The following is a 17,862-nucleotide window of genomic DNA, read 5'->3' on the forward strand; positions in this document are numbered from 1 at the left end:
ATGGAAATGAAACGGGCGACCCGAAGGCCGCCCGCATGGTGTGTTCTCGGTGTGCCGGGATCACTCCGCAGGCGTTTCGATCGCCCGGAATTCGCCTTTGTCTTTCGTCAGGAGGCTGACGACGACAATCGCGATGGCGGAGGCGACAAAACCGGGGATGATCTCATAGAGACCTTGGCCCATGAAGCTTTTGTTCAGCCCTGTGGAAATCCACAGCGCCACGGTGCCAGCCCCCACAACGAGACCCGCCACGGCGCCTGCGCCGGTCATGCGTTTCCACGTCAGGGAAAAGATCATCAAAGGCCCAAAGGCGGCGCCGAACCCGGCCCAGGCGTTGGACACGAGGCCAAGCACGGAGCTGTCTTGATTGGAGGCGATGAGGATCGCGACGATGCCGACGAGTGCCACGCTGATCCGGCCCACATTGACCAGTTCCTGATCCGAAGCTTCGCGACGGAAGAAGACCTTGTAGAAGTCTTCGGTCAGCGAGGACGACGACACCAGAAGCTGCGAGGACACGGTGGACATGATCGCGGCCAGAAGGGCGGCGAAGAGGAAGCCGGTGACCAGCGGGTGGAACAGCAATTCGGAGAGCACGATGAAGATCGTTTCCGGGTCTTCAAGCGTCAGACCATTGCGCTCCATATAGGTGCGACCGAAGACGCCGACGCCGATGGCGCCCACCAGCGAGATCGCCATCCAGAGCATCGCGATATTGCGGGCCACGGGCACTTCTTTGACCGAGCGCACGGCCATAAACCGCACGATGATATGTGGCTGGCCGAAATAGCCCAGACCCCAGGCGACCGTAGACAGGAAGGTCAATAGCGTCAGCCCGTGGGTCATCGACAGGTAGTTCGGATCCACCTCGGTCGCGAGACGTTCGGCGGCCTGTTCGACGCCGTTGCCCTGACCCGTGGTGAGGATCACGATCGGCATGATGATCAAAGCGAACATCATGATGCAGCCCTGCACGAAGTCGGTGAGCGACACGGCCAAAAAGCCGCCAAACACCGTGTAGACCAGAACCACCCCCAGAGTGAGGATCACGCCGGTCATGTAGGCACCATCAAAGGCCGAAGCGAAAAGCTTGCCGCCGCCGACGAGGCCCGAAGCGGTGTAGACCGCGAAGAAAAGCACGATGATCACAGCCGAAACGACACGCAGCGTGGTGGCGGCGGTCGGAAAGCGGTTCGAGAGGAATTCCGGGATGGTCAGACTGTTGTCATAGCGTTTGGTCTGTTCACGCAGACGCGGGGCGACGATGATCCAGTTGATAAATGCCCCGACAAACAGGCCGATGCCGATCCAGGCCTCGATCAGGCCGGAAGCATAAAGCGCGCCGGGCAGGCCGAGCAAAAGCCAACCGCTCATGTCGGAGGCGCCGGCGGACAGGGCCGCGACGGCCGGATGAAGATTGCGCCCGCCGAGGACATAGCCTTCGGCCGTATCTGTGGACTTGCGCCATGCGTAAAAGCCGATGGCAAGCATCAGCACGAAATAGAGGATCAGACTGATCCAAACTCCCAATTCCATAACTCTTCCCCTTGTTGGAATTCTCAGGGGAAACATGCAGATGTCTAATGTCGAAACAAGAAAAGACTAGCAATTCAAAGAAATAAGGACGTTCGATCATTTTTTGGTCATTTTTATGCGCGATGATCGCATACGAAGGAAGAACATTGGGACATTTGATCATGCCGCATTCGGTTATGTTTTCGGTTTTCATCTTGCGGAGGCTTGTGGCAGAGTGCCGGGACGTCTGGGTGGGCCGACGAATCTTTGTGATGCCAAGGGCAGAATGCGCCATCCATGTTCTATGACCGACTGAGACGTTCCCCGACCGTAAATCCGATCCTTGCCTTTGTGGCGTGCCTTGTTCTGCTGATCTCAGTGGGCCTGTCTGCTGATGCCGCTGGCAATGAAATTGCCGCCAGAGCCGCGCCGCAAAGCCAACCGGCGCCACTGCGCAGCGCGCGGATTTTGGCGCTTGGGGATTCGATGATCGCCTGGCATTCCGTGTCTCAGAACTCCATTGCCGATACGCTCTCCGAAAGCCTTGGCGAACCGGTCGAAAACCGCGCCATTGGCGGCGCGCGTGTCATCTATGGTCTGCCGGTCACCGGCGCGATGGGGATGAAAATCTCCAAACAATATCGCGGCGACGATGTGGATTGGGTGGTGATCAACGGTGGTGGCAACGATCTCTGGCTGGGCTGTGGCTGTGGCGCCTGTGACCGCAAGATGGCGCGGATGATTTCGCTGGGCGGCAAAACGGGGGAAATCCCCAAGCTGGTGCAAAGCATTCGCAAAACTGGCGCGCGGATTATCTATCTCGGCTATTTGCGCTCGCCGGGGGTGGACTCTGTGATTGACGCCTGTAGTGCGCTGGGCGATGAATTCGAAATGCGGTTGTCACGCATGGCGACGGAGTTCGAGGGGGTGTATTTCCTCGATGTCTCGGATCTCGTGCCCTCTGGGGATCGGTCGTTTCACGGGGTGGATATGATCCACCCCTCGCGCAAGGCTTCCCGGATCATCGGGCAAAAATTGGCACATATCATTCAGGCTTACGACTGATCTTTTGGGATTTGGTTCAGAAACAGCTTGAGCGCGCCGATCTCTTGCGGCCAGCTCAGCGTTTCAAAGGGCGGCATGGCCTGGGTCGGGCTTGCGCCCCAGATCACGATGCGTGCGCCGCGTTGTTCGAGCCTGTGTCCCAATGAACCTGCGTTGACCTCTGTGGCGGGCAGGGCAAGGAATGCGGCTGTCACCTCGGCCAGCTTGGTGATCTCCTTGAGCGCCTCGCCGGGCGTTGTCGCCCAGAGGATCAGGGCCTCAGGCATGACGCTCAGGAGCGCCAGCCGCAAGCTTTCCCCCAGGTTCCATTCGTCGCAAAGGATCAAAAAAACCGCACTGGGCGGCGAGGGAGGGGCATTTTTGCCGAACATGTCAGAAAGGTCCGTATCAGGAAATTATTCCCCAGAATGAACCAAATGGCGTCTTCGCGAATTAAACTATGACATAGTGGAGTGCGAAGAATGACGACGAGTTGTAAAAATTGCCCGCTGCGCAAGAAGGAGTGTTTTATGCCTTTCTCGGCGCAGGAATTGTCCTTCATGGAAACGTTCAAAAGCGGTGAGTTGAGTGTCGATGCAAAAACGACGATTCAGATCGAAGGGGCAAAGACACCACATCTTTACACGGTCTTGAGCGGTATGGGCCTGCGTTACAAGACACTCGAAAACGGCCGTCGGCAGGTGATCAATTTCCTCATGCCCGGGGATTTCATCGGTCTTCAGGCGGGCGTCATGGGCGAGGCCGGGCATTCGGTCGAGACCGCGACGCCGATGGTGCTCTGTACCTTTCAGCGCCAGGATCTGTGGCGTTTGTTCCAATCTCATCCGTCGCGCGCCTATGACCTTGTGTGGCTGGCGGCCTCCGAGGAGGCGTTTCTGGGGCAAAGCCTTGCCACCGTCGGCCAGCGCACCGGGGTCGAACGCGTGGCTTGGGCGCTATTGAAACTCTATGAGCGTTTGAATCACCGTGGTTTGACGAAAGGCAACAGTGTCGCCTTGCCCTTCCGCCAACAGGACCTCGCGGATGCTCTGGGACTGTCTCTGGTGCATACCAACAAAACGCTGAGCCAGCTGCGGTCGCGCGGGGTGGCGGATTGGTCCAACGGGGCGCTCACCATTCTCGATCGCGAGAAATTGCAAAACAGCGCTATGATGGATGTCGAAGAGATGGAACAGAGGCCGCTGATATAAAAAAAGACCCTCCGAAGAGGGCCTTTTCCTGTTCCGATCCGTTTCCCCGCCGCAACAGTCGCCGCGGCCGGGGCTTCGGAGGTACTTTCGTCTTAGCGACGGATACCGAGACGCTTGATCAGGTCGAGGTAACGGGCTTCGTCTTTACCTTTGAGGTAGTCGAGAAGCTTACGACGCTGAGCCACCATCATCAAAAGGCCACGGCGACCGTGGTTGTCTTTTTTGTGGGTTTTGAAGTGCTCGGTGAGCGTGGAAATGCGCGAGGTCAGAATTGCGACCTGAACTTCGGGGGAACCGGTGTCACCTTCTTTGGTGGCGAATTCCTTGATCAGGCGGCTTTTCTCTTCAGCAGTGATCGACATCGGGGTCTCCTTTCGAAAACAAAGGGTTATGGCACAAGCCGGGATGTCGTCCAGCAGGGCCCTTGGAGAAAATCCCGGTTTCTTTCATCCGAGAATGCGCGCGTTTAGCCGGATTCTCTGTGAAAAGAAAGCATTTTCGTCGTACAAACCTGCCCCGTTCCACTTATTGCCCCGTCTCCACGCGCTGGGTTTCGCTCATGATCTCTCCGGCCAATTGTTTCGCCCAGTCCCCGATGATCGGCACGACCTCCATCTGGTTGAGCATAAAGCCGACAATCGACACGACAATCGACGCGCCCACGACCGAACCGAAGCCAAAAGCCAGCCCTCTGAGGAACTGAAACCACATCATGCGCAAATTGGAATTGTGAATGCGAATAAAGCGGTGATTGTTCAGCCGCTCCAGCTCAACTCTCAGCTCTTTGATATCCTGAGATAAAATCTCTTTTTCGTCTGACATGTCCTGGCCTTTATTACGATCGCTTTGCCTAGGTTTACCCGAAATCTTCGCAAAATGAAAATTAACCTTTGTTAACAGCTGTTTAGATTAACTTTTTTGTTTATTTTTCTTTCATTTGCAAAGCAAAGGTCTATGCTTTGTGCGGGGTTTGTTCTGTGTAGGGGTGTGAGCAAATGTTATGGGCTTTGGCTTTGCTGGGATTGGTTCCGGCTGCGTTCGCAATAACGGATTTGGAAGAAGAAGGCACGCAAGGAAGTGCCGAAGACACTGACGCGGGTGTGGATGAGACCGGCGCAGAAGATACGCCGTCCGGCGAAGGTGATCTTTTGGACTTCACCGACCCTCTGCCTGAGGGCGATCCTGTTGAGGGAAATCCCGTCGATGAAGATCCGATTGCCGAAGAGGATGCCGCCGCGACTGACGAAAGCGATGACGGCCTCGGCGATGATTATGCCGTGGCGCTGGGCTCTGGTGAGACGCTTTTTGCGGATTTCGTCGCCGAAGAAGATCATGTGACTCTGACGCTCGATGATGGCGACACAGGTGAGTTCGTCGTTGAACCGCTGCTTGATGAGAATGGCGATGAGATCGGCACAAGCCTGTCCTATGTGACGGATGAGGATGAGACGATTCTGTCTTTCCTCGGCTACGATTCCTTGCCCGTTGGCGATATTTCCGTTGAAATCGTTGACCCTGAAAGCGGAGAGACAACGCTCTACGCTCTGGATGAATTGGGTGATTTCGGTGCGATTGATCCGAATGATCCGGACATTCCGGATGAGGCGGGCCCTGACGGCAGCGCGGATGATGATGTGCTTAGCGTGAACGATCCGGACATTCCCGATGAGCCCGGCCCAGACGGCAACGCAGATGACACTGTGTTGAGTCCGGAAGAGGAGGACGTCGCGTCGACCGGTGCGCTGACCGGGGAGACCGTGGAATATACCCTGTCTGACGAGGGCGAGACCTTTGTCCTGCCGGACGATCCGATGCAGGGCGGTACGGATACGGTGCTCACGCTGGATGAAAACGGTCAGCTGACAATTGAGACCGAAGGCACGCTGAATATTGTCACAGGCGGTGCGGGTGATGATACGATTGCCACGGGCGACGATGCTGCGATTGTCAATGCGGGCGCTGGCGACGACACGATTTACGGTGGCGATGGCACTGCGATCCTGTCGGGCGGCGAGGGCAATGATACGATCTATGCGGGCAATGACACCGGTTCTTCCTACGTGCTGTCTGGCGATGCGGGGGCCGATACGCTCTATGGTGGCGATGGTGACGACTCGCTTCTGATGGATGCCGAAGACACGGCTTCGGGCGGTGCGGGCGCGGATGAATTCTGGCTCTATTACGACGCCAATGCCGATGTTGGCCATGCGGAGATCACCGACTTTGCCGAGGGCGAGGACATGCTGCGCGTGACCCTCGATCCGAACGACAGCTTTGACGGCACACTTGATGTCGATGTGAGCCAGACCGCCGATGGTCTGTCCAGCCAGGTGATCGTCAATGGAGATATTGTGGCGGTGCTCTACGGATCGCCGGATGTCACGCTGGATGACATCTTGGTCGAGGTCAGCCCCACCGCACTGTCTGGCTGATCACGTTTCGGCGGATCAGGTCCACAGCTCCGGCTGCTGGGTATAGGCGATGTAAAGCGGGTGCTTGGGATGCCCTGCCTTTGACAGGCCAAGGTGATACAGGTCCCGCCCCGTGGCTCGCAAAAGCCGCTCGACCTCTGCGCCGCGATCCAGATGCGCGCCATGGGTCCCCCAGGCACAGATGATTTGATCCGCCCATTGGGCCCAGTCGCGAATGGCTTGGTCGTTTTCCGGCCCGACCGGATCGGCGGCTGCCCGCATTTTCTTCGGGTCTGTGTCGCGCCAGGCGAAAATATTCGTCACGCAAAACGACCCGAATCCAAGCGCGCGGGCGCGCCGCTCACAGCGTTCCACAGTGGGATCGTTCTGCACTTCGGTGGCGGTCGAGGGGTTCAGCATCACGAAAAACGCCTTGCGCCCTTCCGGGTCCCAAGTCCGCACCAGAGAATAACGGTAGCGTTCGCAATCGGAGTAGACCGCGGTCGAGGGCGCGTCGCCCTTGGTGTGGGTGCGTGTGATCATGCGGAGTGAATGGCGGCTCGCGGCGCGCAAGGCAAGGGGTTAGAGATTGAACACCCGAGAAGGGTGCAATTCGCCGCCTTTATATTGGCCCACAGCCACAGGTTTGCCCTCGAACGACGCCCAAACCTCATCGCCATATTCGACGCCATCCGCCGGATAGACCATGCCGGGATTGCCGTTTCTGAGACGCGTCGCGCCTTCTGGGGTACAGGTGACCTCATCGAGATCGGCCAGCCCCTCTTCGACAGGGCGCAGGAATTGGTCGATCTCTTCGCTCTTGGCGAATTCTTCGATCTTGGCGAGCGATACGCCCTCTTCGACATCCCACGGCCCGGACCATTCACGGCGCAGCCACTCGACATGGCCATAACACCCAAGCGCCGCGCCCAGATCGCGCGCGATGGCGCGCACGTAACCGCCCTTGCCACAGACCATTTCCAAAATCGCGTGATCCTCATCAACCCGCTCATGGAATTTCAATTCATCCACATAAAGCGGACGTGCGGCGATCTCGAACTCTTCGTCGTCGCGCGCCAATTTATAGGCGCGTTGCCCGTCGATTTTCACGGCGGAGAATTTCGGCGGCACCTGCATGATGTCGCCTTCGAACTGGGCCAGCGCATCAAGGATTTGCGCATCCGTCGGGCGGGCATCACTTTCGGCGATCACTTCGCCCTCGGCATCATCGGTGTTCGTCGCCTGCCCGAAGCGCACGGAGAAACGGTAACATTTCAAGGCTTCGGTGATGAAAGGCACGGTCTTTGTCGCCTCGCCCAAAGCTACGGCCAAAACGCCTGTCGCATCGGGATCAAGCGTACCGGCATGGCCGGCCTTTTGTGCGTCAAACGCCCAGCGTACCTTGTTGACGACAGAGGTCGAAGTCATGCCAGCGGGCTTGTCCACAACCAACCAGCCGTGAACTGCGCGCCCCTTCTTGCGTCGGGCCATTACTCTTCCTCGTCGCTGTCTGTGTCGTCTTTGTGCAGATCGCGTTGCACGCGCTCGTCGGCAAACAAGCGCCGCGTCGCGTCCATCCGGTCAAAAGTGTCATCCAGCGCGAACCGCATTTCAGGCGTGTGCTTGATGCCAAGCGCCTTGCCCATCTGATGACGGATCTCGCCCTTGTTGCGTCGGAGCGCCTCAAGCGCCTCCTCGGCGCCCTTGCCGCCCAGCGGCAGGATGAATGCCGTCGCCACCCGCAAATCCGGGCTCACGCGCACCTCGCCCACGGTGATCGACATCGCAGTCAGATCGGGGTCGTGAATTTCGCCACGGGTGAGAATCTCCGACAGACGACGCCGAATGGCCTCGCCGACGCGAAGGGTGCGATGGGACCCGCCGGGGCCGCTGGAATGAGAACGTTTTGCCATAAAGGCCAGATAAGCCCGAACCGCGCGCCATGCAAGCGGGCTTTGCCAAAACCCCTGCGACACGCTAAAGCTCGCGCGAGAAAATTTCAGGAGATGAAAACCATGAGCGAGCTTCCCGGCATTGTCATCACCGGCGCCTCTGGCCGGATGGGCCAGATGTTGATCAAAACCGTTGTGGCCTCCGACAAGTGCAAACTCGTGGGCGCCGTCGAGCGTACAGGCAGCGAATGGATCGGCCGCGATGTGGGCGAGGCCATGGGGGGCACGGCTCTGGGCATCACGGTCACGGATGACGCGCTTGAGGCTTTCTCACATGCGCAAGCGGTGGTCGATTTTACCGCTCCCGAAGCGACTGTCGAATTCGCCGCGCTGGCCGCACAGGCCCGCTGCGTCCATGTCATCGGCACCACCGGCATGTGCCCCGAGGAGCTTAAAAAGATCGAAGCGGCCTCCCGCCACGCCACGATCATTCGCGCGGGCAACATGTCCCTTGGCGTCAACCTTTTGACCAAGCTTACGAAAATGGTCGCTGCCGCTTTGGATGCCGATTACGACATCGAGATCATCGAGGCGCATCACAACCGCAAGGTCGACGCGCCTTCGGGCACTGCGCTCATGTTGGGCGAAGCCGCCGCCGAGGGCCGTGGTGTCAAACTCGATGAGGTCCGCGATTCGGGCCGCGATGGCATCACCGGCGCGCGCAACAAAGGCGACATCGGCTTTACCGCCATTCGGGGCGGCGACATCATCGGCGAGCATGACGTGATGTTCGCGGGTGAAGGAGAGCGCATCATCCTGCGTCACGTGGCTTCGGATCGCTCACTGTTTGCGAAAGGTGCCGTGAAAGCTGCGCTTTGGGGGCAGGGCCAGAAACCGGGCGAATACGATATGCTCGATGTGCTGGGTCTCTAAACGCCTCTGATTTTTTCTTGGCAAAAATACTCAAAACAAAACCCGCAGGTGACTGCGGGTTTTTCTTTTAGAAATCGATGGCGAGGCCTTTTTTCTCCCAGTCGCCATAACGCACGGGTTCCGGTCCATCGCGTCCGCCCAATTCGGTGGGCATGGCTTTGACCGCCTCTTCACGGGCTTTGCGGCGTTCTTCCGCCTCGGCCAGCGCGCGCTGGGCGGCGGGGGGAAGGTGCGACATATCGTGTTGTTCGGGTTGCTCACTCATGAGGAGCTCCTTTCGGATGATCTTGTCCGGCTTGCCCTTGTGATATACGGGGTTGGACCATGAAAACAAGATCAACAGATGTCGCCGGGCTCGCTGCCCGCCGGGCCGCTCTGGCCCTTCTGGATGCCGTGCTCGTTGAGAAGCGGCTCCTCTCTGAGGTGCTGTTGCAGCGCACCAAGGACCTCACGCCCGAAGATCGCGCCCGCGCGCAGCGTCTGGTGACCGAGGCGTTGCGGGTCACAGATCGCTGCGACCGGATGCTTGGGCCGCATCTCTCCAAACGCCCCGCGCCGCATGTGATGAACGCGCTGCGCCTTGGGGTGTTCGAGATTTGCGCGATGAATGAGGCCGCGCATGGCGTGGTGAACGCCTATGTGACACTGATGCAGGAACGCCCAAAGTCGAGCCATTTCAAAGGGCTGGTCAATGCGGTGCTGCGCAAGATCGACAGCGAGAAGGCAAAATGGGACACACTGCCCGCGCCGATGCTGCCGAAATGGCTGCGCAAGCCGCTGATTGCGGATTTTGGCAAAGCCACGGTCAGCGCGATGGAAGCAGCACAGGCCAAGGGCGCGCCGCTCGATCTGACGGTGAAGGGGGACGCTTCGGGGTGGGCCGAACAGCTTGGCGGTGAAGTGCTTCCGACCGGTTCCGTGCGCTTGGATGGCTCCGTGCAGGTCACGAAACTTGAAGGGTTCAAAGAGGGCGAGTGGTGGGTGCAAGACGGCGCCGCGAGCCTGCCCGCCCGCATTCTGGCCCCCGAAAAAGGCGCCCGCGTGCTCGACATGTGTGCCGCGCCCGGTGGTAAAACGATGCAGCTCGCCGCGATGGGTGTCGAGGTCACCGCGCTCGATATTTCCGAATCGCGCATGGCCCGCGTGCAGGAAAACCTCGCGCGCTGCGGTCTTTCGGCGGAAATTTGCGTCGGCGATGCGTTGGAATATGAGGGCGGGCCGTTCGATGCGATCCTTTTGGATGCGCCCTGTACCGCCACTGGCACGATCCGTCGACACCCTGACCTGCCGCATGTCAAAGACGGGTCGGATTTTCCGGGTCTCTTCGAGTTGCAGGAACATCTGATCGACCGGGCTTTGGGCATGCTCAAACCCGGCGGAAAGCTGGTCTATTGCACCTGTTCCTTGTTGATCGACGAAGGCGAGGAACAGGTGCGCGATGCCATCGCCCGGCACCCGGATCTGCGTGTCGATCTGGACGCGCTGAACATCCCCGGCATCGAGCCCGACTGGATCGGAGAGGAAGGTCTGCGCACACGTCCTGACTATTGGGTAGAGCGCGGTGGGATGGATGGTTTCTTTATCACGGTCTTGCGACGGGGATAACGGATCGGCATTTCCCGATGACATCCGGGGGCGCGCCCGCTATCTTCGGCGCAATTGAGAATGACCCGGTTAACAGGGTGGGGCAGGCCCGAAATGTCGCAAAGCGAGGATTGGCGCGCGAAGAACGTCCGCCGCATGAACAAGTATCATGCGTGGCGCGCTGCGCGTGCGACGCCCGCTTTGGGATTCGTGTCGCAGCCTGAGCCCAAATCCATCGGGTCTTTTGCACGTGGCCGCCAGTTGATCGGTGGAAATTTCCTCTTTGCGGGCTTTCTGGTCGAGGCGCCGAATGCCTCGATCTGGGATATCGAGGCCCCCGCGTCAGGATTTGTCGAAGAAATTCATGGCTTTGCCTGGCTCGATGATTTGGCTGCCGTGGGCGATTACAACGCGCGCCACCGGGCGCAGGACTGGATCAAGGATTGGGTTGAACGTTTTTCAGGTGGTAAAGGACCGGGCTGGACGCCGGATCTCACGGGGCGTCGGCTGATCCGCTGGATTCACCACGCGTTGTTTTTCCTCTCCGGGCAGGAGGCGGAGGTTTCGAACGCCTTTTACAAAACGCTTGGCCAACAGACGATTTTCCTGTCGCGTCGCTGGCGCACGGCCAGTCCGGGATTGCCTCGGTTCGAGGCGCTGACGGGGCTGATCTATGCCGGGTTGTCTCTGGTCGGCATGGAGGAACATGTCGCCCCCGCCGTCAAAGCGCTGGCGCAGGAATGCGAGGCGGAGATTGATGCGGAGGGCGGTCTGCCGACTCGCAATCCAGAAGAACTTTTGGAGGTCTTCACGCTGTTGACCTGGGCCGCGTCGGCCCTGTCGGAGGCGGGAAAGATTGCCGAAGAATCACATCTCGCCGCGATTGAGCGGATTGCGCCGACGCTGCGTGCGCTGCGCCATTCCGATGGCGGGCTGGCGCGGTTTCATGGCGGTGGACGCGGGGTCGAAGGGCGTTTGGACCATGCCTTGGCCAGTTCCGGCAACAAAGTGCCACCGGGGCAGGGGCTTCACATGGGGTTCCTGCGGCTGGCGGCGGGACGGACCTCGATCATCATTGACGCGGCCACCCCTCCGAAACTCGAAGCGTCTTTTAATGCCCATGCCTCGACCTTGGCGTTTGAGCTGACCTCCGGGCGCCGGCCTTTGATCGTGAATTGCGGCGCAGGCAGCAGTTTTGGCCCGGATTGGCGCCGTGCCGGACGCGCCACGCCGTCGCATTCCACGCTTGGGATCGAAGGGTTTTCGTCCTCGCGTCTGGGCGCGAAACGGATGATCGGCGGGCATCTGCGCGAATTTCTGGCCGATATTCCGACCGAAGTGCGCCTTGAGTTGCGCGCCAATGACGATGGCGGCGGTTTCGTTGCCGGGCACAATGGCTATGTCAGAACCCACGGCCTCACGCATATTCGCCAGATCGAGCTGTCGAAAGACGGGCGTGGCATCGCGGGCGAGGATACTTTGGCGACGATCACTGGCGAGGACGAGCGGCAATTCGACCGGATGATGGATCGGCTCAAACTGCAAGGCATCCCGTTTCAGGTCCGGTTTCACCTTCATCCCGATGTGGATGCGGAATTGGATATGGGTGGTGCTGCGGTGTCTCTGGCGCTCAAATCCGGTGAGATTTGGGTGTTCCGCCATGACGGTCGCGCAAAATTGAGCCTCGAGCGGTCGGTTTATCTCGAAAAAAACCGATTAAAGCCGCGTGCGAGCAAACAAGTGGTTCTATCTGCGACGGCAATGGATTATGCGACCCGTGTCCGTTGGACATTGGCCAAGGCGCAGGAGACGCCGACGACGCTCCGCGACCTTGAAATGGACGACGAGACCCTAAGCTGATCTGCTCTTGTTCTGGGGACTGCCAAAATGACCGACCTTTATCCCGTGAAGCGCGCGCTTCTTTCCGTATCCGACAAAACCGGCCTTGTTGATCTGGGCAAGGCGCTGGCTGCCAAGGGGGTTGAACTGCTCTCCACCGGCGGGTCGGCAAAGACGCTGCGCGACGCGGGGCTCGATGTGAAAGACGTCTCCGAGGTCACCGGTTTCCCGGAAATGATGGACGGCCGTGTGAAGACCCTGCACCCGCGTGTGCATGGCGGTCTTCTGGCGCTGCGTGACAATGCCGAGCATGTTTCCGCGATGGAGGAGCACGGCATCGGCGGCATCGATTTGTTGATCGTGAACCTCTACCCGTTCGAGGCCGCTCTGGCCCGTGGGGCCGAGTATGACGAGATGATCGAGAACATCGACATCGGCGGTCCGGCGATGATCCGTGCGGCGGCGAAGAACCATGGGTTCGTGACCACTGTGGTGGATGTCGAGGATTACGACGCGCTGGTCGCAGAGCTTGACGCCAACGACGGCCAGACCTCCTACGCATTCCGTCAGAAAATGGCCCAGATCGCCTATGCCCGCACCGGCGCCTATGACGCCGCCGTGTCGAACTGGATGGCGTCTGCGATTGGCGAAGAGGCCCCGCGTCGTCGCGTGGTTGCCGGTCAGATCAAACAGACGCTCCGTTATGGCGAAAACCCGCACCAGTCTGCGGCCTTCTATGTCGATGGCTCGGAACGTCCGGGTGTGGCGACTGCCGTCCAGCATCAGGGCAAAGAGCTGTCCTACAACAACATCAACGACACCGATGCGGCATTCGAGTTGGTCGCCGAATTCGACCCGGCGGAGACCCCGGCTGTGGCGATCATCAAACACGCCAACCCCTGTGGTGTGGCCAAGGGTGCGACGCTGATCGAGGCCTATAACAATGCGTTCGATTGTGACCGCACCTCTGCTTTCGGGGGCATTGTCGCTCTGAACCAAGTGCTTGATGCGGAGACCGCGAAAGCCATCGTTGAGATCTTTACTGAGGTCGTCATCGCCCCCGGTGCAACCGACGATGCGAAAGAGATTTTCGCCGCCAAGAAAAACCTGCGCCTGTTGACCACCGAAGGTCTGCCGAATGTCATGGAGAAGCCGAACACGATCCGTCAGGTCGCGGGCGGCTATCTGTTCCAGGACAAGGATGCGGGCTTTGTTGGCATGGACGATCTGAAAGTCGTGACCGAGAAAGCGCCCACACCTGAGCAGATGAAAGACCTTCTGTTTGCGTGGAAAGTGGCAAAACACGTCAAGTCGAACGCCATCGTTTACGTCAAAGACCAAGCCACGGTTGGCGTGGGTGCCGGTCAGATGTCGCGTCTCGATTCCGCACTGATCGCTGCCAAGAAAGCCGAGCGTATGGCCGAAGCCATGGGTCTGCCGGAACCGCTGACCAAAGGCTCCGCTGTGGCTTCTGATGCGTTCTTCCCCTTTGCCGACGGTCTTCTCGAAGCTGCCGCCGCTGGCGCGTCTTGCGTGATCCAGCCGGGTGGGTCGATGCGTGACCAAGAGGTGATCGACGCCGCCAACGAGGCCGGTCTCGCCATGGTTCTCACCGGCATGCGCCACTTCCGTCACTAAGGACACATCATGCGGATCACGGCACTGACAGCGCTGATCACCTTTGTGATCGACCAGCTCTCGAAATGGGCCGTGGTCCAAGTCATGAATCTCAAAGAGGTGGGGCAGATCGACGTTCTGCCCCCCTATCTCGTGTTCCACATGGCGTGGAACCGGGGTGCCAATTTCGGGCTTTTGTCCGGCCATGGCGATCTGTTGCGCTGGGGCTGGGTTGCGCTGGCGGTGGTGATTTCGATCTGGGTTCTGCTCTGGGTCCGTCGTGAACAGTTTTCTGCGCTGGGCCAAATCAGTGCCGGGCTTTTGATCGGCGGCGCGCTGGGCAATGCCATCGACCGCATCGTTTACGGCGCTGTGGCGGATTTTCTCAACATGTCTTGTTGCGGCTTTTCCAACCCCTATTCCTTCAATGTCGCCGACATCACGATTTTCGCGGGCGCCTTTGGTCTCATCCTTTTCACGGGTGACAAGAAAAACCGGACGTGACCTTGGTGTCAGTCTGGTTTAAACAGGCTCAGACGCGATTTGCGGAGGAAGGTTTTTATGGTCTCGAATGTGTTCAAAACGGCGCTGTGCCTTGTGGCTTTGACCGCGCTTGTGGCCTGTGGCCAGAACAAGGAACGCGTTCCGAACCGGATCAAAACCGGCCCGGATGAGTTTTCGATCCTGCCTGCGAAACCGTTGCAAGCGCCAGCCAACTATAGCGCGCTGCCGGCACCGACGCCGGGCGGCACGAACCGCACCGATCCGACGCCCAAGGCCGATGCGATCGTTGCATTGGGCGGACGTGTGCCGACGGGTGGCGTCGATGGCGGCATCGTGTCCTATGCCTCGCGCTATGGTGTCGATCCCGAAATCCGTGCGGAGCTTTATGAGGCCGACGAGGGCCGTCGCAAAGGCCGTGGCAGCTATGAGCGCGCCTACAAACGCCTCGCCCTCGATCCCTATGCCGAATGGGAACGCCTGCGCGCCCTCGGCATTGATGTGCCGACAGCCCCCGAACAATAAGCGGATCGCGGCGCTTCACGTCCGCGTCAACCCGGTTGTGCTGGCTTCGGCTTTTGCGCACACTCGCGGCGTAATTGATCTGACGCACAAAGGTGCTTTCATGAAATATGGTTTGGCGGCCCTTGTGGCGCTCGCTTTCCCCGTAATCTCCCCGGCTTATGCGGCCGAGGTGAGCCATTACACCTTGGACAATGGCATGGAGGTCGTCGTGTTGGAGGACCACCGCGCCCCCGTGGTGGCCCATACCGTGTGGTATAAAATCGGCGCCGCCGATGAGCCCGCGGGCAAAAGCGGCATCGCGCATTTCCTTGAGCATCTGATGTTCAAGGGCACGGACGATCTCTCCTCTGGCGAGTTGTCGGAAACCGTGACGCGCAATGGCGGGTCGGACAATGCTTTCACCTCTTGGGATTATACCGCTTATTATCAAAGGATTGCGGCGGATCGCCTGCCTTTGATGATGGAGATGGAAGCGGATCGGATGCGCGATCTGCAAATGACCGAAGACGATGTGAAAACCGAACGTCAGGTCATTTTGGAAGAGCGCAACCAGCGGATCGACAATGATCCCGGCGCTCTGTTCCGCGAACAGACCCGCGCGGCGCAATATCTCAACCACCCTTACGGCGTGCCGATCATCGGCTGGCGTCAGGAGATGGAACAGCTCTCGCGCGACGATGCGTTCAATTTCTACCACCGCTATTACGCGCCGAATAATGCCATTCTCGTGGTCGCGGGCGATGTCGATCCCGAAGAGGTCCTGGATCTCGCCAAGACCTATTACGGCCCCGTCGCGCCCTCGCCCGATCTGGCGCCTCGCTTGCGTCCGCAGGAGCCGCCGCAACTGGCGGAGCGGCGCATGACCATGAGCGATCCGCGCGTGGCACAGCCGTCGGTCAGCCGCACCTATCTGGCCCCGGAACGCGATCCGGGGGATCAGGAAAAAGCGGCGGCGCTGCAAATTCTGGCCGAGCTTTTGGGCGGCAATTCCACGACCTCCTATCTGGCGCGCAACCTGACCTTTACCGATCCGAAGGCGATCTATGTCGGCGCCTATTACGACGGCACGTCGATTGATGACGCCACTTTTGGTCTGATCATGGTGCCAAGCCCGGATGTGTCGATGGAGGACGCTGAAGCCGCGCTCGACGCGACGCTTGCGCAATTTCTGAAAGACGGTGTCGATCTTGCGGAATTCGAGCGGCTGCAAACTCAGCTGCGCGCCAGCCGGATTTATGCCGAGGACAATATCGAGGGCCTCGCCCGTCAATACGGTCAGGAATTGGCCGTTGGCCTGTCACTCGACGACATCGAATCCTGGCCGGATATTTTACAAGCGGTGACGCCGGACGATGTCATGGCCGCCGCCCATGAGGTGTTCGACCGCCGCCACGCCGTCACTGGCTGGCTCATGCCCGCGACCTCTGAAGGAGCCGAAGGATGAAACGTATTCTGAGTGCAATCATCGCGATGCTTTGGCTGAGCCTGCCCGCGCAGGCCGCCGTCGAGGTGCAGACAGTGGAAACGCCGGGTGGCATCAACGCTTGGCTGGTCGAAGAGCATTCCATCCCCTTCACCGCGCTGGAGATTCGCTTTCGCGGAGGTACGGCGCTGGATCGTCCGGGCAAACGCGGCGAGACGAATCTGATGATGGCGACGCTCGAAGAGGGCGCGGGAGACTTGGATGCACAGGGCTTTGCCGAGGCGCGCGATGCGCTGGCTGCGAGTTTCAATTTCGACGCCTATATGGATTCGGTGACCATCTCGGCCCGCTTTTTGACCGAGAATCGCGACGAGGCGATGGCGCTATTGCGCACCGCCTTGATGGAGCCGCGCTTCGATCAGGAGGCCGTGGATCGCGTGCGCGGTCAGGTCCAGTCCATCCTGCGCAGTTCAGAGACCGATCCGGGTGATATCGCCTCAAAAATGTTCTACAAACAGGCCTTTGGCGATCACCCCTATGGCAGCGACGACAATGGCACGGCCGAGAGCGTGGCCGGTCTGACGCGTGACGATATGTTCCTCGCGAAAGACCGCGTGATGACGCGTGATCGTCTCTATGTCGGCGCCGTGGGCGATATTTCTGCCGAAGAATTGGCGACGCTTTTGGACGATCTTTTGGGCGACCTGCCGGAAAGCGGCCCGGAGCTGCCGGAACGTGTCGAGCCTGCGCTGGCGGGGGGCGTCACAGTCGTGCCTTTTGATACGCCGCAATCGGTGGTGATGTTCGGACAAAAGGGCATCACGCGCGACGATCCGGATTTCATCCCGGCTTATATCGCCAACGAGGTGCTGGGCGGTCACGGCGAATCGCGGCTCATGGATGAGGTGCGGGAAAAACGTGGCCTGACCTATGGCATTGGCTCCTATCTCGTGCCGTTCGATCACTCCGAATTGGTCATGGGGCAGTTTTCGTCTGGTAACGCCGTGGTGGCCGAAGCGATTGATGTGGTCAAGGACGAATGGGCGAAGTTTGCCGAGACGGGGCTCACCGCCGAAGAGTTGGAGATGGTGAAAACCTATCTCACCGGCGCCTATGCGTTGCGGTTTGACGGCAACGGCCCGATCGCGCGCATTCTTGTCGGCATGCAGATGGACGGGCTGTCGCCGGACTATATCACCACCCGCAATGAGATGATTGAGGCGGTGACGCTCGATCAGATCAACGCAGTGATCCAGCGGCTGTATGACCCGGAAAACCTGTCTTTTGTGGTGGTCGGTCGCCCGGAAGACCTTGTGACCAACTAAAAGCGAACCGCTTCAAATCCGCCCGATTTGACCGGATTTCAT

19 protein-coding genes are annotated in these 17,862 nt (G+C 59.4%); 11 read left to right on the plus strand and 8 right to left on the minus strand.

Features of this window, described 5'->3' with window-relative positions:
• Positions 1–60: 60 nt before the first annotated feature.
• Entirely contained in the window at positions 61–1,536 is a 1,476-nt protein-coding gene (putP, locus tag ACN0X0_RS08130; protein WP_417278732.1) for a sodium/proline symporter PutP, read from the minus strand.
• 276 nt (positions 1,537–1,812) lie between these two features.
• Between putP and ACN0X0_RS08135 the strand changes: the two genes are divergently transcribed.
• Positions 1,813–2,580, plus strand: coding sequence for an SGNH/GDSL hydrolase family protein (locus tag ACN0X0_RS08135; protein WP_417278733.1), 768 nt, complete (start codon positions 1,813–1,815; stop codon positions 2,578–2,580).
• On the opposite strand, the gene ACN0X0_RS08140 is transcribed toward ACN0X0_RS08135, so the two are convergent.
• The gene (locus tag ACN0X0_RS08140) at positions 2,571–2,951 is read right to left on the minus strand and encodes a hypothetical protein (protein ID WP_417262272.1); all 381 of its coding nucleotides are present in this window, start codon (positions 2,949–2,951) and stop codon (positions 2,571–2,573) included. The genes ACN0X0_RS08135 and ACN0X0_RS08140 overlap by 10 nt on opposite strands.
• 138 nt (positions 2,952–3,089) lie before the next feature.
• Between ACN0X0_RS08140 and ACN0X0_RS08145 the strand changes: the two genes are divergently transcribed.
• Positions 3,090–3,770 (plus strand): Crp/Fnr family transcriptional regulator, encoded by a 681-nt coding sequence (locus tag ACN0X0_RS08145; protein WP_417278734.1) that lies wholly within the window; start codon positions 3,090–3,092, stop codon positions 3,768–3,770.
• A gap of 92 nt (positions 3,771–3,862) precedes the next feature.
• Here ACN0X0_RS08145 and rpsO read toward each other — a convergent pair whose 3' ends face one another.
• Complete coding sequence (rpsO, locus tag ACN0X0_RS08150; protein WP_167601341.1) at positions 3,863–4,132, minus strand: 30S ribosomal protein S15; 270 nt, start codon at positions 4,130–4,132, stop codon at positions 3,863–3,865.
• 163 nt (positions 4,133–4,295) lie between these two features.
• A complete protein-coding gene (locus tag ACN0X0_RS08155; protein ID WP_417262270.1) occupies positions 4,296–4,592 on the minus strand; it encodes a DUF5665 domain-containing protein in 297 nt (98 codons plus the stop codon).
• Between the two features lie 173 nt (positions 4,593–4,765).
• Between ACN0X0_RS08155 and ACN0X0_RS08160 the strand changes: the two genes are divergently transcribed.
• Positions 4,766–6,202 (plus strand): calcium-binding protein, encoded by a 1,437-nt coding sequence (locus ACN0X0_RS08160; protein ID WP_417278735.1) that lies wholly within the window; start codon positions 4,766–4,768, stop codon positions 6,200–6,202.
• A gap of 15 nt (positions 6,203–6,217) precedes the next feature.
• Here ACN0X0_RS08160 and ACN0X0_RS08165 read toward each other — a convergent pair whose 3' ends face one another.
• Genes ACN0X0_RS08165 through rbfA form a run of 3 tightly spaced genes read right to left on the minus strand, consistent with a single transcriptional unit; the run spans position 6,218 to position 8,094 of the window.
• The gene (locus ACN0X0_RS08165; RefSeq protein ID WP_417278736.1) at positions 6,218–6,724 is read right to left on the minus strand and encodes a DUF1643 domain-containing protein; all 507 of its coding nucleotides are present in this window, start codon (positions 6,722–6,724) and stop codon (positions 6,218–6,220) included.
• Positions 6,725–6,763: 39 nt separating this feature from the next.
• Positions 6,764–7,672: a tRNA pseudouridine(55) synthase TruB gene (gene truB / locus ACN0X0_RS08170; RefSeq protein WP_417278737.1), complete on the minus strand. Its 909-nt coding sequence runs from the start codon at positions 7,670–7,672 to the stop codon at positions 6,764–6,766.
• A complete protein-coding gene (gene rbfA / locus ACN0X0_RS08175; protein WP_417262266.1) occupies positions 7,672–8,094 on the minus strand; it encodes a 30S ribosome-binding factor RbfA in 423 nt (140 codons plus the stop codon). Before rbfA ends, truB begins: the two co-directional genes overlap by 1 nt.
• 102 nt (positions 8,095–8,196) lie before the next feature.
• On the opposite strand from rbfA, the gene dapB reads away from it, so the two are divergent.
• Entirely contained in the window at positions 8,197–9,006 is an 810-nt protein-coding gene (gene dapB / locus ACN0X0_RS08180; protein WP_417278738.1) for a 4-hydroxy-tetrahydrodipicolinate reductase, read from the plus strand.
• A 67-nt stretch (positions 9,007–9,073) separates the two neighbouring features.
• Here dapB and ACN0X0_RS08185 read toward each other — a convergent pair whose 3' ends face one another.
• Entirely contained in the window at positions 9,074–9,271 is a 198-nt protein-coding gene (locus ACN0X0_RS08185) for a DUF1674 domain-containing protein (protein WP_417262264.1), read from the minus strand.
• A gap of 59 nt (positions 9,272–9,330) precedes the next feature.
• On the opposite strand from ACN0X0_RS08185, the gene ACN0X0_RS08190 reads away from it, so the two are divergent.
• The 7 genes from ACN0X0_RS08190 (at position 9,331) to ACN0X0_RS08220 (ending at position 17,820) form a co-directional block, all read left to right on the plus strand.
• Positions 9,331–10,611, plus strand: coding sequence for an RsmB/NOP family class I SAM-dependent RNA methyltransferase (locus tag ACN0X0_RS08190; protein ID WP_417278739.1), 1,281 nt, complete (start codon positions 9,331–9,333; stop codon positions 10,609–10,611).
• Between the two features lie 135 nt (positions 10,612–10,746).
• Entirely contained in the window at positions 10,747–12,450 is a 1,704-nt protein-coding gene (locus ACN0X0_RS08195) for a heparinase II/III family protein (RefSeq protein WP_417278740.1), read from the plus strand.
• 27 nt (positions 12,451–12,477) lie between these two features.
• The gene (purH, locus tag ACN0X0_RS08200) at positions 12,478–14,067 is read left to right on the plus strand and encodes a bifunctional phosphoribosylaminoimidazolecarboxamide formyltransferase/IMP cyclohydrolase (RefSeq protein WP_417278741.1); all 1,590 of its coding nucleotides are present in this window, start codon (positions 12,478–12,480) and stop codon (positions 14,065–14,067) included.
• A 9-nt stretch (positions 14,068–14,076) separates the two neighbouring features.
• Entirely contained in the window at positions 14,077–14,550 is a 474-nt protein-coding gene (gene lspA, locus ACN0X0_RS08205) for a signal peptidase II (protein WP_417278742.1), read from the plus strand.
• Positions 14,551–14,607: 57 nt separating this feature from the next.
• Positions 14,608–15,072, plus strand: coding sequence for a DUF3035 domain-containing protein (locus ACN0X0_RS08210; RefSeq protein WP_417278743.1), 465 nt, complete (start codon positions 14,608–14,610; stop codon positions 15,070–15,072).
• Positions 15,073–15,172: 100 nt separating this feature from the next.
• The gene (locus tag ACN0X0_RS08215; protein ID WP_417278744.1) at positions 15,173–16,516 is read left to right on the plus strand and encodes a M16 family metallopeptidase; all 1,344 of its coding nucleotides are present in this window, start codon (positions 15,173–15,175) and stop codon (positions 16,514–16,516) included.
• Positions 16,513–17,820, plus strand: a complete 1,308-nt coding sequence (locus ACN0X0_RS08220) for a M16 family metallopeptidase (RefSeq protein WP_417262258.1) — start codon at positions 16,513–16,515, stop codon at positions 17,818–17,820. The genes ACN0X0_RS08215 and ACN0X0_RS08220 overlap by 4 nt, the downstream gene beginning before the upstream one ends.
• The last annotated feature ends 42 nt before the right edge of the window (positions 17,821–17,862 follow it).

This window comes from Celeribacter sp. (assembly GCF_048270365.1).
In the GTDB taxonomy this organism is placed as follows: domain Bacteria; phylum Pseudomonadota; class Alphaproteobacteria; order Rhodobacterales; family Rhodobacteraceae; genus Celeribacter.

What these genes read in the sequence shown, in the direction of transcription:
- putP (WP_417278732.1), bottom strand. Translation starts at nt 1,536, where the DNA reads ATGGAATTGGGAGTTTGGATCAGTCTGATCCTCTATTTCGTGCTGATG.
- ACN0X0_RS08145 (WP_417278734.1), top strand. Translation starts at nt 3,090, where the DNA reads ATGCCTTTCTCGGCGCAGGAATTGTCCTTCATGGAAACGTTCAAAAGC.
- rpsO (WP_167601341.1), bottom strand. Translation starts at nt 4,132, where the DNA reads ATGTCGATCACTGCTGAAGAGAAAAGCCGCCTGATCAAGGAATTCGCC.
- dapB (WP_417278738.1), top strand. Translation starts at nt 8,197, where the DNA reads ATGAGCGAGCTTCCCGGCATTGTCATCACCGGCGCCTCTGGCCGGATG.
- ACN0X0_RS08155 (WP_417262270.1), bottom strand. Translation starts at nt 4,592, where the DNA reads ATGTCAGACGAAAAAGAGATTTTATCTCAGGATATCAAAGAGCTGAGA.
- ACN0X0_RS08190 (WP_417278739.1), top strand. Translation starts at nt 9,331, where the DNA reads ATGAAAACAAGATCAACAGATGTCGCCGGGCTCGCTGCCCGCCGGGCC.
- ACN0X0_RS08210 (WP_417278743.1), top strand. Translation starts at nt 14,608, where the DNA reads ATGGTCTCGAATGTGTTCAAAACGGCGCTGTGCCTTGTGGCTTTGACC.
- ACN0X0_RS08165 (WP_417278736.1), bottom strand. Translation starts at nt 6,724, where the DNA reads ATGATCACACGCACCCACACCAAGGGCGACGCGCCCTCGACCGCGGTC.
- ACN0X0_RS08195 (WP_417278740.1), top strand. Translation starts at nt 10,747, where the DNA reads ATGAACAAGTATCATGCGTGGCGCGCTGCGCGTGCGACGCCCGCTTTG.
- ACN0X0_RS08135 (WP_417278733.1), top strand. Translation starts at nt 1,813, where the DNA reads ATGTTCTATGACCGACTGAGACGTTCCCCGACCGTAAATCCGATCCTT.
- ACN0X0_RS08185 (WP_417262264.1), bottom strand. Translation starts at nt 9,271, where the DNA reads ATGAGTGAGCAACCCGAACAACACGATATGTCGCACCTTCCCCCCGCC.
- truB (WP_417278737.1), bottom strand. Translation starts at nt 7,672, where the DNA reads ATGGCCCGACGCAAGAAGGGGCGCGCAGTTCACGGCTGGTTGGTTGTG.
- ACN0X0_RS08160 (WP_417278735.1), top strand. Translation starts at nt 4,766, where the DNA reads ATGTTATGGGCTTTGGCTTTGCTGGGATTGGTTCCGGCTGCGTTCGCA.
- ACN0X0_RS08220 (WP_417262258.1), top strand. Translation starts at nt 16,513, where the DNA reads ATGAAACGTATTCTGAGTGCAATCATCGCGATGCTTTGGCTGAGCCTG.
- rbfA (WP_417262266.1), bottom strand. Translation starts at nt 8,094, where the DNA reads ATGGCAAAACGTTCTCATTCCAGCGGCCCCGGCGGGTCCCATCGCACC.
- purH (WP_417278741.1), top strand. Translation starts at nt 12,478, where the DNA reads ATGACCGACCTTTATCCCGTGAAGCGCGCGCTTCTTTCCGTATCCGAC.
- lspA (WP_417278742.1), top strand. Translation starts at nt 14,077, where the DNA reads ATGCGGATCACGGCACTGACAGCGCTGATCACCTTTGTGATCGACCAG.
- ACN0X0_RS08215 (WP_417278744.1), top strand. Translation starts at nt 15,173, where the DNA reads ATGAAATATGGTTTGGCGGCCCTTGTGGCGCTCGCTTTCCCCGTAATC.
- ACN0X0_RS08140 (WP_417262272.1), bottom strand. Translation starts at nt 2,951, where the DNA reads ATGTTCGGCAAAAATGCCCCTCCCTCGCCGCCCAGTGCGGTTTTTTTG.